This is a genomic window from Pseudomonas sp. Irchel 3E19 (assembly GCF_900187585.1).
Classification (GTDB): domain Bacteria; phylum Pseudomonadota; class Gammaproteobacteria; order Pseudomonadales; family Pseudomonadaceae; genus Aquipseudomonas; species Aquipseudomonas baetica.
In genome coordinates this window covers 1-24890 of record NZ_FYDT01000011.1, presented here as the reverse complement: position 1 = coordinate 24890, position 24890 = coordinate 1, and the positions used below count along the sequence as shown (strand labels likewise).

The following is a 24890-nucleotide window of genomic DNA, read 5'->3' as shown; positions in this document are numbered from 1 at the left end:
CCTTACCCTTTGTTGGTCTGCCCGCAAACCGGATTGGTGCCTGAGGAACGACGAACGGTCTAAATCACCTGCGCGGTTTTGATGTTGATCCGGCGCCAGAGCAGTCGGCCGAGGGTGATCAACCAGTTCACCAGCGCGACCGCCAACACCGTGAGCAGCAGCGTTGCCATATCGTGTTCAACGATGATTTTCCCGGCCAGTAACGGAAAGCCGAAAACGCCGATGAAGTAGGCAAGACTGAATAGCAGCAGTGCCTGCGACGTCGTGCCATTCGGTGCTTCGTTGGCGGCCAGGCCGTTGATCACCGAATAAGTCAGGCCGTAACCGACACCGAGCATCACCGCCGCCAGCAGATAAGTGAAACCGCTGTGGACGCCGAACGTGAACAGCACAATCGAGCCGAGCATCAACCCCGACAGCAGACACGACGCACGCAGCGGATCACGCTTGACCACGAAGCCTGCGATCAGCATCCGGCTACTGATCGCCGCACCCATGAAACCGAGAAAGAACAGCGAGTAATCCAGCGAGCGGGCTGCGGCATAACTGGTCTGGAAACTCGACAGGCCACCGAACACACAACCGCCAAGGCCGACCATGATGATCGGAAACACAGCGCGGGAGCCGAGCACTTGGGTGGTCGCTTGCCAGGTGATTTTCGCCGCTGAGGTGGCTTGGGTACTTTGCAGGCGAGCACCGAGACGCCAGAACAGCAGCACGCCGATCAGGCTCGCCAGTGCCGCCAGATAGAACGCCGACGTCACCGGCAAGCCCAGCGCACTGGCCGCGCGCCCGAGCAGCGGGCCGCAGCCGATCCCGGTCATCATGCTCCCCGACAGCAAGGCAAAATATTTCGCCCGCTGCGCCGGGGTCACCAGAGTGGCGACGATAATCGGCCCCAAGGTGTAAAACATCCCCCAGCCCAACCCCAGCAACAGACCGAAAAACAGCAAAAGATGACCGACCCCCGGCGTCATCGCAAAACCGAGGCTGGCCACCACCAACAGCAGACCGAACAACGCGATCGAACGCGCCGCGCCGAGCAGATCGGACAGGTGCCCGGACACCAGCACCGCCGCAAACGTGCTGAGCATCGCCGCCGAAATCACGCTGCCGGCATCGTGTTCGTTGCCGCCGCGCGAGCCAATCAACAACGCCAGCAGAAACGTCGAGCCGTAGGACAGCGACAGCAGATAACTGGCGAGGCAGAACAGGCCGAACAGCTTGCCCGACACCTTGGGTGTGGCTTGAGACATGACGCGGTTCCTTGACCGGATACATTGGCTGCCCTCTATCTAACACGCCCGATGCCAGGCTTAGATCTGAGCTTGGTGAAGTCAGGATCGTTGCGGGCCGGAGTAATGCGTTCAGACGATGCCAATCTCTTCCTTGAATTGCTCCATGAAACCTTTCAGACGTTGATGGCGGATCTGCGCCAGACGCTGGCCGGCGGCGGTCTGGAAACCGTCGGCAAGGTGCAGCAGTTTGGTCTGGAAGTGATCCAGACAGAAGCGTGTGTCGTTGTAATCGCGATGTTTTGCCTCCGGATCCTCTGGGTCGTACAACGCCGAGCCCATGCGTCCGGCGACGTAGAAAGTGCGGGCGACACCGAGCATGCCCAGCGAGTCGAGACGGTCGGCGTCCTGGACGATTTTAGCTTCCAGGGTGACGGGCGTGATGTTGGCGGAAAAGCTGTGGGCTTCGATGGCGTGGGCGACAGTCTTGATTTTGGCTTCGGGCCACCTCAGGTCGGTCAACACGGCCGACGCTTTTTCCGCTGCCAGACGCGAGGCTTGCGCGCGCAGCGGCGAGTTTTTCTCGACAGCCACGCAATCGTGCAGCAGCACCGCCGCGAGCAATACTTCAAGATTTCCGCCTTCCTCGGCCTGCAAGGTGCGCGCGTTGTGCCACACCCGTTGCAGGTGCGCGAGGTCGTGGGCGCCGTCGTCTGAGGGTTCGAGGGCGTGAGGAAGCAGTTCTTCAGCAAGGGGCATCAGAGGAATAAAAGCGCTGGCAGACATAAACATTCTTTCAGTTGAGGTGGGTGTCGGTGGCGAGGGAGCAAGCTCTCTCGCCACAAAACCATTGGCGCCTTAGTATGGCGCTTTCCATTTTCCAACAAGGCCCGTCCATGTCGATCGAGATCCGCCCGGCGACCCCTAGCGATGCACCGCAAATCCTCGCGTTCATCACCGAACTGGCAGATTTCGAAAAGGCCCGCCACGAAGTGATTGCCAGTGTCGCCGACATCGAGCGCAGCCTGTTCGGCGAAGGCGCCACCGCTCACGGCCTGATCTGCCTGCGCGATGGTCTGCCCATCGGTTTCGCGGTGTTCTTCTTCAGCTATTCGACCTGGCTGGGCAGCAACTGCCTGTACCTCGAAGACCTCTACATCACCCCCGAACAACGTGGCGGTGGCGCCGGCAAAACCTTGTTGCGTCACCTGGCGAAAATCGCCTGCGATAACGACTGCGGCCGCTTCGAGTGGAGCGTGCTGGAGTGGAACACGCCGGCCATCGATTTCTACAAATCCCTTGGCGCGCAACCGCAGGAAGAATGGGTGAGGTATCGCATGGATGGCAAGGTGTTGCGCGAGTTCGCCGAGGGCTGAACCACAATGATGGCGACCTAGTGCTAATTCGATTGTCGCCAGCGCTCTAGTCCGGCATTCTACGCGCCATTTTTGCGCGCTCACGGACGACACCTGCAATGCCTCTGGCACTCTTTCTCCACGCTCGTGGAGCTTTAGTTGCGTCACCGAGTGACCGGCGATGAGCGGACTACGGGTGTCAATGCGTCTGTATGGCCTGGTGAAAAACTCAGGCTCGAGCGACAACCCCCAGCGCCAACCGGTCGACATTCTCTGCATGACAAATCGTGCGGGCGGTACCGCCATTCGTGCGTTCGTGTCACGCCTCGATGCCGAGTTGATGACGCGCAGTGCGGGGCTCGCCGATTACCGCGTGATACCGCTACGCACCTTCGATCCGACGGCGTTTATCGACGCTCATCAAGGTTGGCTGATGCTGCACGTCTGTTGCGGTTTCGTCGCCCCTGCCGGGCATTCGCTGCTCAAGGACGGCGGGTTGATGCCGATGGGCTGGTACGTCTATTCCGAGATCGGCCAGTGGACGGCCCAGCATCATCTCGACCTCGGCGCACAAATGGCCGAACTGCTGCAATCGACTTACGAGCGTAATCACCTGCGCAACTACAACGCCTGGCTCAACGAACTCGACGATGCGACGCCGGCCGAACTGGCCTGGCAAACCGACGAAGCCTGGCGGCACCTGCAAACCACCGCATCACCCGACAGCCGTGAGCATTGCCACGCCCTGTTAGACCCCGTCGATAACCGCTGGCGCTTCGCCGCGACCGACATCGATATTCATCAGCCGCACCCGGAACCCCTGAAGCAAGGAGCTTTGAATTGAGTGGTAAACCCGCTGCACGCGTCACCGACCCGACCGCCTGCCCATTGCCAGGCCATGGCACCAACCCGATTGCCTCCGGCTCGCCGAACGTCTTCTTCGACGGCCTCGCCGCCGCGCGCATGACCGATAAATCGGCGTGCGGCAGTCCGATCACCGGGGCAGTTTCCGGCACGGTATTCATCAATGGCCTGAATGCCGCAACGCTGGACAGCACCGGAGGCCACGGCAATGTCGTGGTTGGTGGTTCGGGCACTGTGATTATCGGCCAGAGCGGCGGTGGGGCGGCGTTTAGCGGGTTGTTGCCGATGCCGGTGCATTTCAATGATCGGATGCAGGTAGTCAACGAGATAACGGGAGAACCCATGCCCAATCATCCTTACGCAATTCAACGCGGCGACGGACGTGTCGAGCACGGTATTACAAATGATGCGGGTTTCACCCATACGGTGAGCTCGCACATACCCGAATCCATCAAGTTGTTCGTGGAGTAGGTTCGATGACTGCTGAAAACCCTGATTTGAAAGGATGCCAAAGGCTGGTCGTGACCCATGACTTGACCTGTAAAACCGATGGAACGGTTAAGCAGGCTACGGTTACTCCGAAAAAGATTGTGCTGTTTTTTGTGGGTGGAGCGGGCGATAAAGAAAGTTATTATGGAACCGGGCCTAACAATAACGTTGCCGAAGCACTGAAAATCTTTGTGAAGAATATGGATGCGGAGGGACTCTGCGCGGATACGTACGACGCACACCATATTGGCTATAACGCGTTCATCAGTGAAGACGGGCTCAAGGCAAGCGTATTGGATAAAATTTCAGACCTTACGACACCGGTCTACATTATCGGACACAGTCTGGGAGGGTGGAACGGGGCTCACTTGTCAAAAGTCCTGGCCGACAAGGGGTACCGAATTCCGGTACTGGTAACTCTTGATCCGGTCGGAGAAGGACAGATTGTATGGGGTATTTCCAATATCTATCAGAAAGAACCTACGCCTAAAACTGAATATTGGGTGAATGCAAGAGCCGACGCCAAGGACTGGAATTTTTCTGACCTTGTGGCAGATTTCGGAGAGCAGTGGGATATGAAAAGCGGTCCGAACATGAATGGCAGAGTTGACGTGAACCATGCGGATGCCTGGGCAATTTATATTGCCGATCTTGGGACGGGGATGTCAGCCAGAGATGTTTTGATGGAGTCGGTGGTGTTGCATTTTAAAGGGAGGAAATGTGCGTAATTTAATTTTGTTTTTGATGTTTTCGCTGTGTGCTTCATGTGCGATCAGCCACGGAAAACCTACTGCCAAAATCGAATATCTGGGCGTCGAGCGATACCTGGACCGAAATATCTATCAAGTCAGATTTTCATCCGATGTCGATGTCGACAAACTATTCAAGTCAAAAATAAGCCAGTCTTTGCTCTGCTCTTTGGGTGAGGGGATGGATTTCTCGCAACCGCGCAATCTGAATCAGTATGGTGAGGGCTGGATTGAAACCGTTGCGCCTGCTGACGGAACAGCCTTCAAAGCGGATCTGATGTTTCGCAGAGTGAAAGACTCATCGAGTGACACGCTGATGAGCAGCGAGGATTTACGCACTGTGTTAGCGGGCCGACAGTCAATCGCATGCAAAGTCAGAATCAACTCCTACTCTTACAAAATTTACTATTCAGACGTGATGAACATTCCTGTTGCTGATCTGTTAAAGGAAATCAACAAGTACTGAGAAGGGGCTTCCTGCCTGATCGCAGGAAGCCTTGATCCGGTTTAACACGCCTCTGTCGTTCCCAGTTGCCACTGAGCAACCCATCAAGCGCCTTTCGCACGGAAACCTTGAAAGCTCCGGCCTTCTTTTTATCGAAGGCCGCTTTCCAGTAGGCGTAACCCTGACTGAAATCCGCAGCCTGCTCGCTCTTGTTTATCTCATAATGTGGGATTGATATTTATATATTGAGATATGACAGCTCGTGGGTTTATAGTCCGTCGCACTCACTGCCAAAAACAAAACAGGTGAAGCGATGCTGGCGCAATTGATCGCGCTCGATTGGGGGACGACCTCATTACGTGCTTACAAACTCGCGGCGGGCGGTGTGGTGCTGGAGCAGCGCGCGCTGTCGTCCGGGATCATGCAGTTGCCCAAGACCCCGCGAATCATCAACGGTCGCGAATGCGCCGACGGTTTTGAACTGGCCTTTGATGAGGTGTGTGGCGACTGGCTCGATGCGCAACCGGATCTGCCGGTGATCGCTTGCGGCATGGTCGGCAGCGCGCAGGGCTGGCGTGAAGCGGCATACTGCGAGACGCCGGCAAACGTCGCCAATCTCGGGAACTCCCTACAAACATTGATCAGCCTTCGCGGCACACCAGTGCATATCGTGCCGGGCGTGATTCAACGTTCGCGTCTGCCGAATGTGATGCGTGGCGAAGAGACTCAAGTCCTCGGTGTGCTGCAGAATCTTCCGGCCGAAGCGGGCAGCGACTTGTTGATCGGCCTGCCGGGCAGCCATTCGAAATGGGTGGAAGTGGTCGATGGCCGCATCACCCATTTCGATACCTTCATGACTGGCGAAGTATTCGCCGTGCTCAGCGAACACAGCATCCTCGGCCGTACCCAACTGCAGGGCGCGACGTTCGACGGTCAGGCGTTTGACCGGGGCGTGCAGGTGGCGCTGTCGGCGGACGGTGAACTCGGCGTGCTCTCGAATTTATTCAGTGCGCGAACGCTGGGCCTGACCGGTGAACTCAGCCCGACGGCGCAAGCGGATTACCTGTCCGGCCTGATGATGGGTCATGAACTGGCGGCACTCGCCACGGTTCAGCGGCATCGACGCAACAGCGTGCATCTTCCTTCGATCATCCTCATCGGTAACGCGCAACTCTGCGCGCGCTATAGCCGTGCCCTCGATGCTTGCGGTTTCGCCAAGGTCACGCTGGCCGAACAGGCCACCGAGCGTGGCTTGTGGCAACTGGCGCTGGCCGCCGGACTGATCGACTCCTCATCCCGTTAACCCTGACTGGAGGCCTGACATGCTCAAGCAAGCATTGGCACAAAACGGTCTGATCGCGATCCTGCGCGGCCTGCATCCGCAGGAAGCCGCCGCTGTCGGAAAAGTCCTGTATGCGGCCGGATTTCGCGTCATCGAAGTACCGCTCAATTCCCCTTTGCCGTACGAAAGTATCCGCATCCTGCGCAAGACCTTGCCCGCCGATTGCCTGATCGGTGCCGGTACGGTGTTGACGCCGGAACAGGTCGAGCAAGTGAAAGAAGCAGGCGGCCAAGTGATTGTCATGCCGCACAGCGATGCCAAGGTCTTGCGCGCAGCCAAAGCGGCGGGGCTGTTGCTGTCGCCGGGTGTCGCCACGCCGACCGAAGCGTTCGCGGCGCTGGCGGAGGGCGCGGACATTCTCAAGCTGTTCCCGGCTGAGCAGATGGGCCCGGCAGTCGTCAAAGCCTGGCTGGCGGTATTGCCGGCCGGGACGATTCTGGCGCCGGTCGGCGGGATCACTCCGGACAACATGCAGGCGTTTATCGATGCGGGTGTGAAAGGTTTCGGGCTCGGCTCCGGTCTGTTCAAACCGGGCATGACGCCGGAGCAAGTGGCGGTTAATGCCAAGGCCTACGTGGCCGCGTGGAAGGCACTTCGTTAAGACTTTTTAGCGCTGCGTGCGCTGCATCTAATAAGAGAGACAAAAAGATGAAAATCACCAAACTCACCACCTTCATCGTCCCGCCGCGCTGGTGTTTCCTCAAGATCGAAACCGATGAGGGCGTCACCGGTTGGGGCGAGCCCGTAGTCGAGGGTCGTGCCCACACCGTTGCCGCTGCCGTTGAGGAATTGTCCGACTACCTGATCGGCAAAGACCCACGCAACATCGAGGATATCTGGACGGTGTTGTACCGGGGCGGCTTCTACCGCGGCGGCGCGATTCACATGAGCGCACTGGCCGGTATCGACCAGGCGCTGTGGGACATCAAGGGCAAGGCGCTCGGCGTGTCGGTCAGCGATCTGCTCGGTGGCCAGGTGCGCGACAAGATCCGCGTGTATTCGTGGATCGGCGGCGACCGTCCGGCCGACACCGCACGCGCGGCGAAAGAGGCGGTGAGCCGTGGTTTTACCGCAGTGAAAATGAACGGCACCGAAGAACTGCAATTTCTCGATACCTTCGAAAAAGTCGACCTCGCCTTGGCCAACGTGGCCGCCGTGCGTGACGCGGTCGGGCCGAATGTCGGCATTGGCGTCGACTTCCATGGTCGGGTGCACAAGCCGATGGCCAAGGTGCTGATGAAGGAGCTCGACCCGTACAAACTGATGTTTATCGAAGAGCCGGTGCTCAGCGAAAACTACGAAGCGCTGAAGGAGCTGGCGCCGTTGACCAGCACGCCGATTGCCCTCGGTGAGCGGCTGTTCTCGCGCTGGGACTTTAAACGGGTGTTGAGCGAAGGTTACGTCGACATCATCCAGCCGGATGCGTCCCATGCCGGCGGCATCACCGAAACCCGCAAGATCGCCAACATGGCCGAAGCCTACGACGTGGCCCTGGCGTTGCATTGCCCGTTGGGGCCGATTGCGCTGGCGGCGTGTTTGCAACTCGACGCGGTTTGTTACAACGCGTTTATCCAGGAGCAAAGCCTGGGCATCCATTACAACGAGAGCAATGACTTGCTCGACTACGTGAAGGACCCGCGGGTGTTCGATTACGACAAGGGCTTCGTGAAGATCCCGAACGGGCCGGGGCTGGGCATCGAGATCAACGAGGAATACGTGATCGAGCGTGCGGCCGTCGGCCACCGCTGGCGCAATCCGATCTGGCGCCATGCCGATGGCAGTTTTGCCGAGTGGTGAGTCCCTTCTGACTCCCCACCATTCTTCTGTGGAAGGGGGCTTGCTCCCGAATGCGGCGTGTCAGCTAAATGAATGTCGACTGATACCCCCTCTTCGGGAGCAAGCCCCCTCCCACCGTGTTGATCTCCATGGATGGCAGATTTGCGTCATGACCTCAATAAACATAAGAAGAGGCCTCTCTCATGCAACCGCAAACCCTCACCGGGCAGGCGTCTTTAGTCACGCCTAGCCGCAAGCGGTTTTTCATCATGGTGTTGCTGTTTATCACCGTGGTCATCAACTACCTCGACCGCAGCAACCTGTCGATTGCCGCGCCGGCCCTGACCACTGAACTGGGCATCGACCCGATTCACGTCGGGCTGATTTTCTCCGCCTTCGGCTGGACCTACGCCGCCATGCAGATCCCCGGCGGCTGGCTGGTGGATCGGGTGCCGCCGCGCATTCTGTATAGCGTTGCACTGTTGCTATGGTCGCTGGCCACGGTGATGCTCGGTTTCGCCGCCAGTTTCATTGCGCTATTCGTGCTGCGCATGGCGGTCGGTGCGTTGGAAGCACCGGCCTATCCGATCAACAGCCGCGTGGTCACCACTTGGTTTCCCGAGCGTGAACGCGCCACGGCGATTGGTTTCTACACGTCCGGGCAGTTCGTTGGATTGGCTTTCCTCACCCCGGTACTGGCTTGGCTGCAACACGAATTCGGCTGGCACATGGTGTTCGTCGCGACCGGTGCAGTGGGCATCATTTGGGCGGCGATCTGGTACGCGGTGTATCGCGAGCCGCGGGATTTCAAAGGCGCCAATGCTGCAGAAATCGATCTGATCCGCGAGGGTGGCGGGTTGGTGGATATTCAGGCCGAGAGCGCCAAGGTCAAAGCCAAATTCAGTTGGGCCGATCTCGGCATCGTCCTGACTAAACGCAAGTTGTGGGGTATCTACCTCGGCCAGTTCTGCCTCAACTCGACGCTGTGGTTTTTCCTGACGTGGTTCCCGACCTACCTGGTGAAATATCGCGGCATGGACTTCATCAAATCCGGCCTGTTGGCGTCGCTGCCGTTTCTCGCAGCGTTCGTCGGCGTGTTGTGCTCGGGGTTCTTTTCCGACTTTTTGATCCGTCGTGGTTACACCGTCGGATTCGCACGCAAGTTGCCGATCATTGGCGGGCTGCTGATTTCCACTTCGATCATTGGCGCCAACTTCGTTGAGTCAACGCCGCTGGTGATTGCGTTTCTGGCACTGGCGTTTTTCGGCAACGGTCTGGCGTCGATCACCTGGTCGCTGGTGTCGACGCTGGCGCCGGCGCGTCTGCTCGGCTTGACCGGTGGGGTGTTTAATTTCATCGGCAACCTGTCGGCGATTGCCACGCCGATCGTGATCGGTTTCCTCGCCAGTGGTGATTCCTTTGCCCCGGCGATCACCTACATCGCGGTTCTCGCACTGATTGGCGCGTTGTCCTACGTGCTGCTGGTGGGCAAGGTCGAACGTATCGAGTTGTAGTGCTCTGCGTCGGGCGACCATAATGCCGCCCGTTCCCTCGCTTAACGGTAAAGGCTGGATATGCAGGAAGACGCCCCGGAAAAAACCAAGGACGCCGCGCCCACCGGCACTCAGACGCTACTGCGCGGATTGGGTGTGGTGCAGGCCGTGGCCAGTGGCGCCCGTGATCTCAAGGAGATTGCCCGGCTGATCGGCACCACGCGTAGCACCACCCATCGGCTGGCCAGTTGTCTGGTGGATGAGCGCTACCTGCGCGTGGTGCCGCAAATCGGTTATCTGTTGGGGCCGAAGTTGATCGAGCTGGGTTTCCAGGCACGTGAAGAGTTACCGCTGGTGACGTTGGCCGGACCTTATCTGGATGAGTTGTCGGCACTGACCGGTGACACCGTTCACCTGGGGATTCGTGAAGGCGATGAAGTGCTTTATCTGCTGAAAAATCCGGGGCGCAACGGCCCGGAAATGCGCTCGCGGGTCGGCCATCGCATGCCGCTGGCGCGGACCGGGATCGGCAAGGCGTTGATGCTCGATGACGCGCCGCAAGACTGGCAGAGGCTGTACGACATCAGCCTGCCGGCGGGTGGGAAAAGTCAGTTCTGGCCGCAGCATCCCCAGCAGTCGTGGGAACAGCTTGAGCAGCGGATGACCGAATACGTGGCCGGTGGCTATGCGTTCGATCTGGAAGACAACGAACCGTCGATCCGCTGCGTGGCGGCGCCGATTCGTGATGCGAGCAAAGGCATTGTGGCGGCAATCAGCATTGCCAGCACCGTGCCTTACATGCCGCTGGAGAAGATGGCCGAGCTGATTCCCCTGATCAAAGGGGTCACAGCCCGGCTCTCGGCGGAGCTTGGCTTGAAGGTCTGAGGGTCAGACTTTCAGGGTCGCCATGTCGATCACGAAGCGATACTTCACGTCACCGGCGATCATGCGGGCATAAGCCTCGTTGATCTGGCGGATGTCGAGCATTTCGATGTCGCAGGTGATGTTGTGCTCGGCGCAGAAATCCAGCACTTCCTGGGTTTCGGCGATGCCGCCGATCAACGAACCCGCCAGCACGCGGCGGCTCATCACCAGTTTGCCGGCGTGTACCGGTGGATCAACCGGCTCGATCAGACCGACCAGAATGTGTACGCCGTCGAAACGCAGGGTGTCGAGGTACGGGTTCAGGTCGTGCTGCACCGGAATGGTGTCGAGCAGAAAGTCGAAGTAACCGGCGGCCGCTTTCATCTGCTCGGCGTCGGTGGACACGATCACATGATCGGCGCCCTGACGACGGCCTTCTTCAGCCTTGCTCGCCGAACGGGTGAACAGCGTCACTTCGGCGCCCATGGCTTTGGCGAACTTGATGCCCATGTGGCCGAGGCCGCCCATGCCCAAAATACCAACCTTGTCGCCAGCCTTGACGCCGTAGTGCTTGAGCGGCGAATACGTGGTGATGCCGGCGCAGAGAATCGGCGCGGCGCTGGCCAGTGCCAGTTTTTCCGGGATGCTTACCACGAAGTGCTCGCTGACGACGATGCTGTCGGAGTAGCCGCCCATGGTGTTGCTGCCGTCGACCCGGTCCGGGGTGGCATAGGTCATGGTCGGGCCTTCGAGGCAATACTGCTCAAGGTCCGATTGGCAGGCTTCGCAGGTGCGGCAAGAGTCGACCATGCAGCCAACGCCGACCAGATCGCCTACTTTGTGTTTGGTGACATTCGCACCGACGGCGGTGACTTTTCCGACGATCTCATGGCCAGGCATCAACGGGTAAACGGCGATGCCCCATTCGTTGCGAGCCTGGTGGATATCGGAGTGGCAGACGCCGCAGTACAGGATCTCGATCGCCACGTCGTCGGCCCGGGGGCTGCGGCGTTCGAATTTCATCGGGGCGAGGGGAGTGGTGGCCGATTGGGCGGCATAGCCGATCGCGGTATACATGTGAAACCTCGCAAAAGCAGTGACAAGTGAGGCGGCGCATTCTGGGCGCCGTGCGCCTGTCCGGCCATGACGATTCCTCCGGGGCTCATGCCTAATCCTCCGGCATGCGGCTTTGATCGGTCGCTTTGGCAAAAGGATCTGCGATGATGCTTTCATCCCTTTTTCCGTGATTTTTGTGAAGAACATGTCGATGCAATTGACCCGTCACCTTGATGCCAATGCCACGCTGGTTTCGCTGATCGAACCGCTGGCGCTGCGCGATGGTTACAGCCAGACCGGGTTACCCGGTGTGCAGGTGTTGCGCGCCAGTTGCGATGTCGCCCGTGGCCCGCATATTTATGAGCCGAGCCTGATGATCATCGCCCAGGGCAGCAAACTGGCGTTCCTTGGGCCGCGCACCCTGGAATATGGTGCCGGGCATTATCTGATTCAGGCACTGCCGGTGCCTTTCGAGTGCGAAACCTTTGCCTTGCCGGATGCGCCGTTGCTGGGGATTTCGGTGGCGATCGACCGCGTCTTGCTTGGCGAATTAGTGCTGGCCATGGGGCTGGCGCCAGGGCGGCACATTCCGGCGCAGACCCCGGAGTCGATGACCTCGGTGGTGCTTGACGATGCCATGCGCGGTTGTGTCGAGCGGCTGCTGCAATGTCTGCACGATCCGCTGGAGTGTCAGATTCTCGGGCCGGCGCGGATTCGCGAATTGCTCTTCGTCGCATTGCGCGGGCCGCAGGCTGATGTGTTGCGGGCGCTGGTCGAGCAGCAGGGGCAGTTTGCCCGGGTGGCGGCATCGATCAGCCATCTGCATGCGCACTACACCGAGCCGTTGAACGTCGAGACATTGGCCGGTTGCGCGAACATGAGCGTTTCAACGTTTCATGAGCATTTCAAACGCAGCACGTTGTTGTCGCCGGTGCAGTATCTGAAGCGTTTACGGTTGTTGAAAGCGCAGACGTTGTTGGTGGCGGAGGGGCTGGGTGTGGCACAGGTGGCGCATCGGGTCGGGTATCAGAGTACGTCGCAGTTCAGTCGCGAGTACAAGCGCTACTTTGAGCGCAGCCCCGGCGACGAACGCGCAGCTTGATCAATACAAATCCCTTGTGGGAGCGAGCCTGCTCGCGAAAGCGGTGTATCCGTCGACATCATCGTTGTATGACACATTGCTTTCGCGAGCAGGCTCGCTCCCACCGTTGTTTTGTGACATTACTGGAATCGAGGGCAACAAAAAGGCCCCCAATTCGGGAGCCTTGTTGTTCAGCGGTTCAGCTTACATGTTCGGGTAAGTCGGGCCGCCAGCGCCTTCCGGCGTGACCCAGGTGATGTTCTGCGAAGGATCCTTGATGTCACAGGTCTTGCAGTGCACGCAGTTCTGGGCGTTGATCTGGAAGCGCTTCTCGCCGTCTTCCTTGGTGATCACCTCGTACACGCCGGCCGGGCAGTAGCGCTGCGCCGGCTCGTCGTACAGCGGCAGGTTTTTGCTGATCGGGATGCTCGGGTCGGTGAGCTTCAGGTGGCACGGCTGTTCTTCTTCGTGGTTGGTACCAGAGATGAACACCGAGCTCAATTTGTCGAAGCTGAGTTTGCCGTCCGGCTTCGGATAGTCGATCTTCTTGCAGTCGGCCGCCAGCTTGAGGCAGGCGTAGTCCGGCTTGGTGTCATGCAGGGTGAACGGCAGTTTGCCGCCGAAGATGTTCTGATCCAGCCAGTTGAAACCGCCGCCGACGATGGCGCCGAACTTGTGGATCGCCGGGCCGAAGTTACGGCTGGCGAACAGTTCGTCGTAGAGCCAGCTCTTCTTGAAGGCGTCGACGTAAGTGGTCAGTTCTTCAGTGCCATCCTTCTCGGCGAACAGCGCGTCAGCCACCGATTCAGCGGCGAGCATGCCGGACTTCATCGCGGTGTGGCTGCCTTTGATCTTGGCGAAGTTCAGGGTGCCGAGGTCGCAACCGATCAGCGCGCCGCCCTTGAAGACCATTTTCGGCAGCGAGTTCAGACCACCTTTGCAGATGGCGCGAGCGCCGTAGCTGACGCGTTTGCCGCCTTCCAGGTACTGCGCCAGCACCGGGTGATGTTTGAGGCGCTGGAACTCGTCGAACGGCGACAGGTAAGTGTTGCTGTAGGACAGGTCAACGATCAGACCGACCACCACCTGATTGTTTTCTAGGTGATAGAGGAACGAACCGCCGGTGTTCTCGGTGCCCATGATGTCCAGCGGCCAGCCGGCGGTGTGTACGACCAGGCCAGGCTGGTGTTTGGCCGGATCGATTTCCCAGATTTCTTTTAGACCGATGCCGTAGTGTTGGGCGTCGGCATCGCTGTCGAGGTTGAAGCGCTTGATCAGTTGCTTGCCGATGTGACCACGGCAGCCCTCGGCGAACAGCGTGTATTTGCCACGCAATTCCATGCCCGGGGTGTACAGGCCTTCTTTCGGGTTGCCTTCGCGGTCGACGCCCAGATCACCGGTGATGATCCCGCGCACGATGCCGTTTTCGTCGATCAATGCTTCCTGAGCGGCGAAGCCCGGGTAGATTTCTACCCCCAGGTTTTCGGCCTGCTGGGCCAGCCAGCGGCACAGGTTACCCAGCGAGATAATGTAGTTGCCTTCGTTGTGCATGGTCTTGGGCACAAAGAAGTCAGGAATTTTCTGCGCGCTGTCGGCGTTTTTCAGCACGAAAATGTCGTCGCGGGTGACCGGCGTATTCAGCGGAGCGCCGAGTTCTTTCCAGTCCGGGAACAATTCGTTCAGAGCGCGTGGTTCGAATACGGCACCGGAAAGGATGTGTGCGCCGACTTCGGAGCCTTTTTCGACCACGCAGACGCTGATTTCCTTACCGGCTTCGGCGGCCTTCTGCTTCAGACGGCAGGCGGCGGACAGGCCAGCGGGGCCGGCACCGACGATGACCACGTCGAATTCCATGTATTCGCGTTCCACAGGCTATCTCCTACTCAAGGCTCAACAGTTTTTTTTCTATTTTGGAGGTTTGGTGTCGCATCCAAATTGCCTTTACGTTAACGTCAAGGGCAGTAATGGAGAACCCACCTTTCTCTCTAGGGGGCGCATTATATCTACACCACTCTGAGCGTCCAATACAAACGTTTGTTTGAATTGGCTCCAGCCCAGAGAAATCAAAGAAGCGCGGCTTATGAGTGACCATTTTTCCGTATTGACCGGAATAGGCGTTCCGGTCAAGATACGGGCGGTTTTGCGCTCGCCGTAGGCAGACTGGCGGTTTCAAGAGCACCTCTAAAGACAGGGCGTAGGCAGTACAAGGTGAAGCGCAGCGCATGTCTGGCGCGCAGTTTACACACCGTGAAGATCAATGACTTGTCGGTCACCACTGACGAACGGTCATCGGATTTCGCAGCGTGGAATCACCCCGCACACAAGCCGGCGTTTTTAGAGGTGCCCTTGCAACCCGATGAGCATCAACCGCCAGGTTCGCCTAGGCGACTTTCTTTTCACCGGAGAGTAACGAGGAATCCATGAAGGTTCTTGTAGCTGTCAAACGCGTTGTGGATTACAACGTCAAGGTTCGCGTCAAGGCGGACAATTCCGGCGTAGACCTCGCCAACGTCAAGATGTCGATGAACCCGTTCTGCGAAATCGCAGTGGAAGAAGCCGTACGCCTGAAAGAAAAAGGTGTTGCGACTGAAATCGTCGTCGTCTCCATCGGCCCGACCACCGCTCAGGAGCAACTGCGTACCGCACTGGCTCTGGGTGCCGACCGTGCCATCCTCGTCGAATCCGCTGAAGATCTGACTTCGCTCGCCGTGGCCAAGCTGCTCAAGGCTGTGGTCGACAAGGAACAGCCTCAACTGGTGATCCTGGGCAAACAGGCGATCGACAGCGACAACAACCAGACCGGCCAGATGCTCGCTGCACTGAGCGGCTACGGTCAGGGCACTTTCGCCTCGAAAGTCGAAGTGTCCGGCGACAGCGTTGCCGTGACTCGCGAAATCGACGGCGGCGCGCAGACCGTTTCCCTGAAACTGCCGGCCATCGTCACCACCGACCTGCGTTTGAACGAGCCGCGCTACGCGTCCCTGCCAAACATCATGAAAGCCAAGAAGAAGCCTCTCGAAGTGCTGACTCCGGACGCTTTGGGCGTTTCCACCGCCTCCACCAACAAGACCCTGAAAGTCGAAGCGCCGGCTGCACGCAGCGCGGGCATCAAGGTCAAGTCGGTGGCTGAACTGGTCGAGAAACTGAAAAACGAAGCGAAGGTAATCTGACCATGACTATCTTGGTAATCGCTGAACACGACAATAAAGTGCTGGCCCCGGCCACGCTGAACACCGTGGCTGCTGCTGCCAAAATTGGCGGCGATATCCACGTACTGGTAGCAGGTCAGGGCGCTGGCGCCGTGGCTGAAGCCGCTGCGAAAATCGCTGGCGTGAGCAAAGTCCTCAACGCTGACAACGCCGCTTACGCGCATCAGCTGCCGGAAAACGTTGCTCCATTGGTTGCAGAGCTGGGCAAGGGTTACAGCCACATCCTGGCTGCCGCCACTTCCAACGGCAAAAACATCCTGCCGCGCGTTGCTGCTGCGCTGGACGTTGACCAGATCTCCGAGATCATTTCGGTCGAAAGCGCCGACACGTTCAAGCGTCCGATCTACGCCGGTAACGCCATCGCTACCGTGCAATCGACCGCTGCGATCAAAGTGATCACCGTGCGTGCTACCGGTTTCGACCCGGTGGCTGCTGAAGGTGGTTCGGCTGCCGTTGAAGCAGTCGCTGCTGCTCACGACGCTGGCATCTCCAGCTTCGTCGGCGAAGAGCTGGCCAAGTCCGATCGTCCAGAGCTGACCGCTGCCAAGATCGTCGTTTCCGGCGGCCGTGGCATGCAGAACGGCGACAACTTCAAACACCTGTACGCTCTGGCTGACAAGCTGGGCGCTGCCGTGGGTGCTTCGCGCGCCGCGGTCGATGCAGGTTTCGTCCCGAACGACATGCAGGTCGGTCAGACCGGCAAGATCGTTGCGCCACAGCTGTACATCGCCGTCGGTATCTCCGGCGCGATCCAGCATCTGGCCGGCATGAAAGACTCCAAAGTGATCGTTGCGATCAACAAGGACGAAGAAGCGCCGATCTTCCAGGTAGCTGATTACGGTCTGGTAGCGGATCTGTTTGAAGCAATCCCTGAGCTGGAGAAGCTGGTCTAATCCAGCCGCTTCACTTATAAAGAGCCCGACCTTTTGGTCGGGCTTTTTTTTGACTCGGATTTGAGTGGGAGCGTTTAGCCATGGATCTGCGCCGCAGGTTGTTATTAGGATTGATCCTCTTGCCGGGAATGGCTACGGCCGCCGGCAAGTGCGAGCGCCTCGTCGTCACCGGCAGCCCGGATGCGCCGCCGTACCTGTGGCAAGACCCGCAGAATCCCAAGCACTTGATCGGTGCCAGTGCCGATCTGTTGCAGCAAGTCGCCAAAGACCTGGGCATCAAGGTCGAGTTGCTCTACGCCGGCAAACGCTCGCAGGCACTTGATGAAGTGCGCAGTGGGCGCATGGACATGCTGGCCGATGCGGCGCTGACCTTCAATGAGCTGGAGAACCTCGACTACATTTACCCGCCAATCCTGCAGAACGACTATCTGGTGTGGACCCGCAAAGGCTCGACACTGGCGTACAGCGAAGCCAAAGACCTGCTTGGCCATACCGGTGGTTTGTCGGAAAAGTCTCGAATGACCCAGGCATTCGGCACTTTCGCCGATCAGCAATTGACCCTTACCCGGTCAGCCAACCTCACCCAGGCCTTTCAGAAACTTCTGCTGGGCGAGGTGGAATATGTACTCGCCGGTCGCTACTCGGGCATGGCTGCCGCGCAGGCGTTGGGCATGGCCAATGATTTGCTGGCCTTCGAGCAACCCATTGATCGACCGGGGCTGTTTCTGGCGGTTTCGCATAACTCGGCATGCAACGATCCGTGGTTGCGCGGACAGTTGGCCAAAAAGATGACAGAATTGCCCGCGTCCGGACTGACGGAAGCTGCGCTGCAACGCAATATCGAGCGCTGGAAGGCGCAACAGCAACAGCCGCAACAACCCGTCAGTGCCCCAAAACAGTAGGGATTCTTAGTGAGTATTCGACCTCTTTTCGCGGCTGTGGCCGTTCTGGCCATGGCCGGTTGCGCAACCGATCCGGCACCCAATGAACAAATGCGCCTGACCGAGCAAACCATCGCTCAGGCCAAAGCCGTCGGCGCCACCGCCGATGACGTGCCGGAAATGAAACTGGCCGAAACCAAGTACAACCGGGCCAAGGGCAACATGGCCGACGAGTCCTATCGGAATGCGCGTATGCGTGCCGAACAGGCAGAGCTCGACGCCCGTCTGGCCGAAGCCAAAGTGCTGACGCAAAAAAGCGAAGAGCAGGTCAATGTACTGAACACGCGTATTGCCCGTTTGCGCAAGCAACTGGGAGATGCCAAATGAGCCTCAAGTCCAAAGTGCTCGGTGGTCTGCTTCTCGCCGGTTGCGTCAGCCTCTACGGCTGCGCCGGTCAACACAGTGAATCCGCTCTGCAAGAGGCCAGCGCCGACTTTCAGAAGGTCAAGGAAGATTCCAACGTCCTGCGCATTGCGCCGAAAGACGTGATCCGTGCCGGTGAGTCCCTGGCCCGCGCTGATCGCCTGTCCACCTATTGGGGCAGTGGTTCGGATGTGGTGCATTACGCCTACCTAAGCCAGCGCTACAGCGAGATCGCTCGCGAGCACACCAATAAGGCGCTCAACGAAGAGCGCGCAGCCAAGCTCGAACTGGAGCGTCAGCGCCTGCAACTGGCCCTGCGCGAATCGAAGTTGCTCAGCGTTCAACAGCAGGGCAAATGGCTCGAAGAACAGATTGTCGCACTGGCCACCACGCAGACCGATCGCGGCCTGGTGATGACCCTCGGCGACGTGTTGTTCGACACCGGTGAAGCGGAGCTGAAAAACTCGGCCAACCGCGTCGTTCTGAAGATCGTGCAGTTCCTGCAATTGAATCCCAAGCGCGTAGTACGTATTGAGGGTTACACCGACAGCACCGGTGGCAAACAGGAAAACCTCAAACTGTCTCGCGACCGCGCGCAGTCAGTCGCCGACGTGCTGATGGACCTGGGCATTGAGGACAAGCGCATTCAGGTTGAAGGCTACGGCGATGAGTACCCGGTGGACGCCAACGCTTCCGAGCGTGGACGTGCACAGAATCGCCGAGTGGAAATTGTGTTCTCCGACGAAAAAGGCCAGCTCGGCGCCGCCCGTTGAGGGCAGCGTCTCTGGAAAGCCCGGGCTGTCATGCAGCACCGGGCTTTTTTATGCCTGTCGATTGGTTCGCACATCAATACAGTTGCAGCTGACACAGCGCTGTATGGTCGACTAGAGTGACAACTGTCCCAGTACACTTCTAAACTGTTCCGGTATTGTTTCACACAAGAATAAAATGCCCGTGAAATCGAGTGCTGCGTCATGACCAATCTCTTGCTCTATCAACGTATTGCTCAGCAACTGGCCGAAGACATCCGCCGTGGTGTCTATCAACCGGGGGAGCGCGTGCCTTCGGTGCGCAAGATGAGTTCGCAGCTCAACGTCAGCCATGCGACGGTGTTGCAGGCCTACGCCAACCTCGAGGATCAGGGGCTGATCCGCGCGCGGCCGCAGTCTGGTTATTACGTACACCAGACGCCGGCGCTGACAGCACCGACGCCTGACATTGCCCGAGTTGAACGGCCAGGTATGGTCACCCGCAGCAGCATCATTCAACAAGTGCTGGTCGAGTCGCGCCGCGAAGGTGTCTTCCCGTTGGGTGCCGCGGTACCGAGCGTTGACTATTTGCCGGTGCGGGCACTGCACCAGCAACTGGCCAAAGTCACTCGCTTCCACAGCCCGCGCGCATTCAGCTATATGTTCAGCCCGGGCTTCGAGCCACTACGCCGGCAAGTGGCGATCCGCATGCGCGATGCCGGTGTGGTGGTTGATCCCTCGGAAGTGGTGATCACCCACGGTTGTGTCGATGCCTTGCAGATGTCGCTGCGAGTGCTGACCCGGCCGGGCGATCTGATCGCCGCCGAGTCGCCGACCTATTACGGTCTGCTGCAACTGGCCGACCTGCTGGGCCTGAAAGTCATCGAGATCCCCAGTGATCCGGCCACCGGCATGAGCCTCGAAGCCCTGCAACTGGCGGCCAACCAATGGTCGATCAAGGCGCTGGTGCTGACCACGCGCCTGAGCAATCCACTGGGCGGTACCATGCCGGAGGAGCGGCAGAAACAGTTGCTGCGCCTGGCCTCTGATTTCGATATTCAGATCGTCGAAGACGACATCTATGGCGAGTTGATGTTCGAGCAGGGCCGTACCAAAGCGCTCAAGGCGTATGACCGGCTTGATCGGGTGATCTACTGCTCCAGCTTCTCCAAAACCCTGTCGCCTGGTGTCCGCATCGGCTGGATGATTGCTGGCAAGTACCAGCAGGAAATCCAGCGCTTGCAGACCTTCAGCACACATTCGGCGTGTAGCGTCACGCAAATGGGAATTGCCGCCTATCTGGAAAACGGCGGTTATGACCGGCATTTACGGTACATCCGCCAGGAATACCGAAAAAACCTCAGTGCGTTCCAGTTGGCGGTGCAGCAGTACTTCCCCGAAGGCACGCAAATGACCCGGCCCACGGGCGGTTTCATCCTGTGGGTGAGTCTGCCGGGCAGGGTCAATACTCAGGAATTGCATGTCCGTGCGTTGCAGCAAGGCATCAGCATCGCACCGGGGCTGATCTTCAGTAATACCGAGCAATTCAACCACTGTATCCGCCTGAACTGCGGCATTCCGTGGAACCGCGAGGCGGAGCGGGCGTTGATGACGCTGGGGCTGTTGGCGACCCAACTGTGTCAGGAAACGGCTGGCGGATTCTGAACGAACGGCCGGTCATGCTTGTCTTGTGGCGCTCAACAAGCGAGCATATGGCCCTCTGCCGTTAGTGTCGTTGGGTCCATGAAAGCGATTTTTTCTGCCGCTGGGGTTGTGCTTTTTTCGCTGATGATCATTCATGCGCCGCAGGTGCTGGCGGCTGCGGTTCAGGATAAACCGGCAGCGACGAGCCAAGCGCAGAAGCCGGCGGCGAGTAAAAAAGCCGCCCCGGTAAAAAAAGCCCAGCCAAAGAAAGCTGCTCCGGTGAAGAAGCGTCCGCCGGTGGCCTCCAAATCGAAACCCGCTAGGGAAATAGCAAAGTCCAAACTGCCGTCAGCGAAGCTGGATCTGAGTTTGCCCAAGGACATGGTTGAAGAATTGAAGCCGCCTGGCACTGTCATTTCGCCTAAGCGCGAGCCGATTCTGCCGCAGATGTTTGGGGAAAAAGACAGCGGATTCCAGCTCAATGGGCGTTTGCTCAAAAACGAAATGGACTTGCAACTACGCAATGAAGAGCGTCGGGATGTTGAAGGCGCAGCGCTTGATTTCGAGTTCAAGCAGTAAATACCTCCCATCTGTGACCCGCGAAGCAGACGCTTTGTCGGAGACTGGTCAGTCACATTCACTTATCCGTAAAAACCCCGGTACAGGGAATTTGAAACAGCCGTTTTAGCGGTTACTCTGTTCGGCGTCCCTTTTACACATTGCCCGTCGCGAGGACTTGTTCGTCATGAAATGCCGTGAAGGCTGTGGCGCTTGCTGCATTGCCCCTTCCATCAGTTCGGCGATACCCGGCATGCCTGATGGCAAACCTGCCGGCGAACGTTGCGTGCAACTTTCGGTCGATAACCTGTGCAGCATTTTCGGTCGCCCGGAGCGTCCGGCTGTCTGTTCGGGCTTCGCCGCCGATATCGAGGTGTGTGGCAGCAGTTCGCAAGAAGCGATCAGATTGATCGGCTGGTGGGAGCAAATGACGGCGGCGTGATGTGTCAAACGAACGGAACTTCAACAATAAGGAATAAGACTATGGGTTCGCTGCATCGTATCGCTGTGTTGTGTGGTTTGACCGCCGTGCTGGCCACTTCCGCCGCTCAGGCTGAGGACTGGAAAGTCGCCAAGAACGAGGACGGCATCAAGGTCTCCCTAAGCGAAGTGCCGGGTTCGGACTACAAGTCCTATCAGGGCGTCGCCCTGATGAAGACCACCGTCGCCAAGCTGCGCGCACTGCAGGAAGACGTCGCCGGCGCCTGCGCCTGGATTCACGAGTGCAAGACCCAGAAACTGCTCAAGCATGAGGGCGACAAGAGCTGGACCTATAGCCAGTTCAATACGCCTTGGCCGGTAACTCCGCGTGACTCGGTGATTGAAGTCACCACCGTCGAAGGTGCCGACGGCAGCCTGACCCGCAACCTCAAAGGTCTGCCGACGTACGTTCCTGAAGAAAAAGGCTTTGTCCGCGTGCAGCAGGTCATAGGCTTCTGGAAGTTCGTACCGAAGGGCGACCAGGTTGAAGTCACTTATCAAGTGCACACCGAACCAGGTGGCAGCGTGCCGGCGATGGTTGCCAACAAGTTTGTTGTTGATGCTCCGTTCAAAACCCTTAAAGCCTTGAAAGAGCGCGCCGAGAAGTAATCGCCGCCCATTCAGCAAAACGCCCCGATCAATTCGGGGCGTTTTGTTTTGTAGCTTTATTGTGTTTCCAGATATGCGTTGAACGAAATTTTCACAATGCGTTCAAGACAATTCGCCCGCGCTGTTTGCACCCTGTCCCTGTCTGCCGTGGCTTTAAATGAAAGTGTCTGGTAGCGGGTCAGTAATCAATGGCAATGGTGCGGATGATCGTGCAACATTTGCGCACCGCGCACGCCCCGGGGCCTGGAATGGCCAATAGAGGGCATGGCGCCGCTGTATTTTGCAACTTCAACTTCCAATGGGTCCTAAAACGACATGGCAAACCCGGACGCCCTGAATCAGCAGCGATCTTCCACTCGCCTGCTGCAACCGACCGTCAAATCGCATCTGGCTTACACGCTGCTTTGCGCGCTGGTCATGATGGTGATGTTTTCCGTGCTGCGCCTCGCGCTGCTGGTCTACAACCGCGAGATGATCCTCGACACCCCGGCCTCGACTTTCCTCGAAGCCTTCGCCAACGGCCTGCGTTTCGACTTGCGCCTGGTGGTCTACGTCTGCATTCCGCTGGTGCTGGCACTGTTCAGTGCCCGCGCCATGGCGGCGCGTGGCTTCTTCCGTCTGTGGCTGACCGTCGCCTCAAGCATCGCGCTGTTTCTCGGCCTGATGGAGATGGACTTCTACCGCGAGTTTCACCAGCGCCTCAACGGCCTGGTGTTTCAGTACGTGAAGGAAGATCCGAAAACCGTGATGAGCATGCTCTGGTACGGCTTTCCGGTGGTGCGCTATCTGCTGGCCTGGGTGATCGGCACCGTAATCCTGACCCTGGCGTTCAAGGGCGCCGACCGTGCCACGCGGCCGCGCGGGCCGTTCAGCGGTGGCAGCGTCAGCACTCGCCAGGTGGCCCCGTGGTACATGCGCCTTGCAGTGTTTGTGGTTTGCCTGCTGATCTGCGTAGTCGCGGCCCGTGGCACCCTGCGCCAAGGCCCGCCAATGCGCTGGGGTGACGTCTACACCACCGATTCCAACTTCGCCAACCAACTCGGCCTTAACGCCACGCTGTCGCTGATCGAGGCCGCCAAGTCCCGCATGGGCGAGGATCGCGACAACATCTGGAAAGCCACGCTGCCGCAGGAGCAAGCGCAGAAAGTCGTGCGTGACATGCTGCTGATGCCTGACGACAAACTGGTCGATGCCGATATTGCCGCCGTGCGCCGTGATTACACGCCGCCGGCCGATAAGACCCTGCCGATCAAGAACGTCGTCGTGATCCTGATGGAAAGCATGGCCGGTCATTCGGTTGGCGCCTTGGGCGCACCGGGTAACATCACGCCTTACCTGGACAAACTGGCCAAGGAAGGTCTGCTGTTCGACCGCTTCTTCTCCAACGGTACGCACACCCACCAGGGCATGTTCGCGACCATGGCCTGCTTCCCGAACCTGCCAGGCTTCGAATACCTGATGCAGACGCCGGAAGGCAGCCACAAGCTGTCCGGCCTGCCGCAGGTGCTCAGCGCCCGTGACTACGACGACGTCTACGTCTACAACGGCGACTTCGCCTGGGACAACCAGTCGGGCTTCTTCAGCAACCAGGGCATGACCAACTTTGTTGGCCGTAACGACTTCGTCAACCCGGTGTTCTCCGATCCGACGTGGGGCGTGTCCGACCAGGACATGTTCGACCGTGGTCTGCAGGAGCTCAAGGCGCGGGAAAACGGCAAGCCGTTCTACGCGTTGCTGCAAACCCTGTCCAACCACACGCCGTACGCTTTGCCGACACCATTGCCGGTCGAGCGTGTGACCGATCGCGGTTCGCTCAACGAGCATTTGACCGCGATGCGTTACTCGGACTGGGCGCTGGGTCAGTTCTTCGAGAAGGCGCGCAAAGAGCCTTACTTCAAGGAAACCCTGTTCGTGATCGTCGGCGACCACGGTTTCGGTAACGAACGCCAGATCACCGAAATGGATCTGGGCCGCTTCAACGTGCCGATGCTGATGATCGCACCGGGCATCCAGGAGAAGTTCGGTACCCGCGACCACACCGTGGGCACGCAGATCGATATCGTGCCGACCATCATGGGGCGTCTGGGTGGCGAAGTACGTCATCAGTGCTGGGGTCGCGACTTGCTCAACCTGCCGCAAGGCGACACCGGTTTCGGTGTGATCAAGCCATCGGGTAGCGAGCAGACTACTGCGATCGTCACTGCCGACCAGATTCTGGTGTTGCCGAGAGACAAGGACATGGGGCCGAAGATCTGGCGGTACGAGCTGGGGGCCAATCCACACGCCGAGGTCGTTCCTGATGCACCGCGCACTGCCGAGTTGAAACTCAAGCTCGAAGCGTTCCTGCAAACGGCGACCAAAAGCCTGTTGGATAACACCGCCGGTGTCATTCACGGTACGCCGGACTGAATGATCGGCATACGCTTCGCGCAATAAAAAAGAGGCCCTGAAAAGGGTAATGCCGATCAGTTAAGCCCTTTTGCTTGACCTTTGGCCGCAAGAAATCAAAATCCGATGCCTGAATAGGCATCGGATTTTTTTATGCGTCTGGCTCGGGCACTGGAACTTACCCACAACTTCGTCTCGACTCCCAACTCCCTCGAAGGGTTGGACTCGTTGCTTGATCCATCTCTGGTCGAACAGGCATTGGAGCAGGCCGGTGTAGCCACTTTGCGCAGGCGACGCTTACCTTTGG

General features: G+C 58.7%; 26 protein-coding genes. 22 read left to right on the top strand and 4 right to left on the bottom strand.

Features of this window, described 5'->3' with window-relative positions:
- Nucleotides 1–59 precede the first annotated feature (59 nt).
- The gene (locus CKW18_RS09525) at nucleotides 60–1256 is read right to left on the bottom strand and encodes an MFS transporter (RefSeq protein ID WP_095188567.1); all 1197 of its coding nucleotides are present in this window, start codon (nucleotides 1254–1256) and stop codon (nucleotides 60–62) included.
- Nucleotides 1257–1367: 111 nt separating this feature from the next.
- Nucleotides 1368–2021 (bottom strand): HD domain-containing protein, encoded by a 654-nt coding sequence (locus CKW18_RS09520; RefSeq protein WP_095188566.1) that lies wholly within the window; start codon nucleotides 2019–2021, stop codon nucleotides 1368–1370.
- Nucleotides 2022–2131: 110 nt separating this feature from the next.
- On the opposite strand from CKW18_RS09520, the gene CKW18_RS09515 reads away from it, so the two are divergent.
- The 10 genes from CKW18_RS09515 (at nucleotide 2132) to CKW18_RS09470 (ending at nucleotide 10633) form a co-directional block, all read left to right on the top strand.
- Nucleotides 2132–2611: a GNAT family N-acetyltransferase gene (locus CKW18_RS09515; RefSeq protein WP_095188660.1), complete on the top strand. Its 480-nt coding sequence runs from the start codon at nucleotides 2132–2134 to the stop codon at nucleotides 2609–2611.
- Between the two features lie 160 nt (nucleotides 2612–2771).
- On the top strand, nucleotides 2772–3434 hold the full coding sequence (locus CKW18_RS09510; RefSeq protein ID WP_095188565.1) for a hypothetical protein: 663 nt from the start codon (nucleotides 2772–2774) through the stop codon (nucleotides 3432–3434).
- Nucleotides 3431–3925, top strand: coding sequence for a PAAR domain-containing protein (locus CKW18_RS09505; protein WP_095188564.1), 495 nt, complete (start codon nucleotides 3431–3433; stop codon nucleotides 3923–3925). Before CKW18_RS09510 ends, CKW18_RS09505 begins: the two co-directional genes overlap by 4 nt.
- A gap of 5 nt (nucleotides 3926–3930) precedes the next feature.
- Nucleotides 3931–4671, top strand: coding sequence for an alpha/beta hydrolase (locus CKW18_RS09500; RefSeq protein WP_095188563.1), 741 nt, complete (start codon nucleotides 3931–3933; stop codon nucleotides 4669–4671).
- A complete protein-coding gene (locus CKW18_RS09495; protein WP_095188562.1) occupies nucleotides 4664–5158 on the top strand; it encodes a hypothetical protein in 495 nt (164 codons plus the stop codon). The genes CKW18_RS09500 and CKW18_RS09495 overlap by 8 nt, the downstream gene beginning before the upstream one ends.
- Before the next feature lie 292 nt (nucleotides 5159–5450).
- Complete coding sequence (locus tag CKW18_RS09490) at nucleotides 5451–6440, top strand: 2-dehydro-3-deoxygalactonokinase (RefSeq protein ID WP_095188561.1); 990 nt, start codon at nucleotides 5451–5453, stop codon at nucleotides 6438–6440.
- A gap of 19 nt (nucleotides 6441–6459) precedes the next feature.
- On the top strand, nucleotides 6460–7080 hold the full coding sequence (locus tag CKW18_RS09485) for a 2-dehydro-3-deoxy-6-phosphogalactonate aldolase (protein WP_095188560.1): 621 nt from the start codon (nucleotides 6460–6462) through the stop codon (nucleotides 7078–7080).
- Between the two features lie 47 nt (nucleotides 7081–7127).
- A complete protein-coding gene (gene dgoD, locus CKW18_RS09480; protein WP_095188559.1) occupies nucleotides 7128–8276 on the top strand; it encodes a galactonate dehydratase in 1149 nt (382 codons plus the stop codon).
- Nucleotides 8277–8458: 182 nt separating this feature from the next.
- The gene (locus tag CKW18_RS09475; RefSeq protein ID WP_095188558.1) at nucleotides 8459–9769 is read left to right on the top strand and encodes an MFS transporter; all 1311 of its coding nucleotides are present in this window, start codon (nucleotides 8459–8461) and stop codon (nucleotides 9767–9769) included.
- Nucleotides 9770–9829: 60 nt separating this feature from the next.
- Entirely contained in the window at nucleotides 9830–10633 is an 804-nt protein-coding gene (locus tag CKW18_RS09470) for an IclR family transcriptional regulator (protein ID WP_095188557.1), read from the top strand.
- 3 nt (nucleotides 10634–10636) lie between these two features.
- On the opposite strand, the gene CKW18_RS09465 is transcribed toward CKW18_RS09470, so the two are convergent.
- Nucleotides 10637–11689 (bottom strand): NAD(P)-dependent alcohol dehydrogenase, encoded by a 1053-nt coding sequence (locus tag CKW18_RS09465; protein WP_095188556.1) that lies wholly within the window; start codon nucleotides 11687–11689, stop codon nucleotides 10637–10639.
- Between the two features lie 190 nt (nucleotides 11690–11879).
- Between CKW18_RS09465 and CKW18_RS09460 the strand changes: the two genes are divergently transcribed.
- Nucleotides 11880–12770 carry an AraC family transcriptional regulator gene (locus CKW18_RS09460; RefSeq protein ID WP_095188659.1) on the top strand — a complete coding sequence of 297 codons (891 nt, stop codon included), beginning with the start codon at nucleotides 11880–11882 and terminating at the stop codon, nucleotides 12768–12770.
- Between the two features lie 183 nt (nucleotides 12771–12953).
- Here CKW18_RS09460 and CKW18_RS09455 read toward each other — a convergent pair whose 3' ends face one another.
- A complete protein-coding gene (locus CKW18_RS09455; protein WP_095188555.1) occupies nucleotides 12954–14618 on the bottom strand; it encodes an electron transfer flavoprotein-ubiquinone oxidoreductase in 1665 nt (554 codons plus the stop codon).
- 551 nt (nucleotides 14619–15169) lie between these two features.
- Here CKW18_RS09455 and CKW18_RS09450 point away from each other — a divergent pair.
- From CKW18_RS09450 to CKW18_RS09400, 11 genes are all read left to right on the top strand, one after another.
- Nucleotides 15170–15919, top strand: a complete 750-nt coding sequence (locus CKW18_RS09450; RefSeq protein ID WP_007908338.1) for an electron transfer flavoprotein subunit beta/FixA family protein — start codon at nucleotides 15170–15172, stop codon at nucleotides 15917–15919.
- Nucleotides 15920–15921: 2 nt separating this feature from the next.
- The gene (locus tag CKW18_RS09445) at nucleotides 15922–16851 is read left to right on the top strand and encodes an electron transfer flavoprotein subunit alpha/FixB family protein (protein ID WP_095188554.1); all 930 of its coding nucleotides are present in this window, start codon (nucleotides 15922–15924) and stop codon (nucleotides 16849–16851) included.
- Nucleotides 16852–16931: 80 nt separating this feature from the next.
- Entirely contained in the window at nucleotides 16932–17753 is an 822-nt protein-coding gene (locus CKW18_RS09440; RefSeq protein WP_095188553.1) for an ABC transporter substrate-binding protein, read from the top strand.
- Between the two features lie 9 nt (nucleotides 17754–17762).
- Nucleotides 17763–18119 carry a DUF4398 domain-containing protein gene (locus tag CKW18_RS09435; RefSeq protein WP_095188552.1) on the top strand — a complete coding sequence of 119 codons (357 nt, stop codon included), beginning with the start codon at nucleotides 17763–17765 and terminating at the stop codon, nucleotides 18117–18119.
- Nucleotides 18116–18928: an OmpA family protein gene (locus tag CKW18_RS09430; protein WP_095188551.1), complete on the top strand. Its 813-nt coding sequence runs from the start codon at nucleotides 18116–18118 to the stop codon at nucleotides 18926–18928. Before CKW18_RS09435 ends, CKW18_RS09430 begins: the two co-directional genes overlap by 4 nt.
- Before the next feature lie 201 nt (nucleotides 18929–19129).
- Nucleotides 19130–20569, top strand: a complete 1440-nt coding sequence (locus tag CKW18_RS09425; RefSeq protein WP_095188550.1) for a PLP-dependent aminotransferase family protein — start codon at nucleotides 19130–19132, stop codon at nucleotides 20567–20569.
- Between the two features lie 78 nt (nucleotides 20570–20647).
- Complete coding sequence (locus CKW18_RS09420) at nucleotides 20648–21127, top strand: translation initiation factor 2 (protein ID WP_095188549.1); 480 nt, start codon at nucleotides 20648–20650, stop codon at nucleotides 21125–21127.
- Between the two features lie 166 nt (nucleotides 21128–21293).
- Nucleotides 21294–21548 carry a YkgJ family cysteine cluster protein gene (locus tag CKW18_RS09415; protein WP_095188548.1) on the top strand — a complete coding sequence of 85 codons (255 nt, stop codon included), beginning with the start codon at nucleotides 21294–21296 and terminating at the stop codon, nucleotides 21546–21548.
- Between the two features lie 41 nt (nucleotides 21549–21589).
- Nucleotides 21590–22195 carry an START domain-containing protein gene (locus CKW18_RS09410; RefSeq protein ID WP_095188547.1) on the top strand — a complete coding sequence of 202 codons (606 nt, stop codon included), beginning with the start codon at nucleotides 21590–21592 and terminating at the stop codon, nucleotides 22193–22195.
- A gap of 315 nt (nucleotides 22196–22510) precedes the next feature.
- Complete coding sequence (locus CKW18_RS09405; RefSeq protein ID WP_095188546.1) at nucleotides 22511–24604, top strand: LTA synthase family protein; 2094 nt, start codon at nucleotides 22511–22513, stop codon at nucleotides 24602–24604.
- A gap of 132 nt (nucleotides 24605–24736) precedes the next feature.
- A partial coding sequence (locus CKW18_RS09400) for a transposase domain-containing protein (protein WP_170947191.1) occupies nucleotides 24737–24890 on the top strand: 154 nt, incomplete at its 3' end.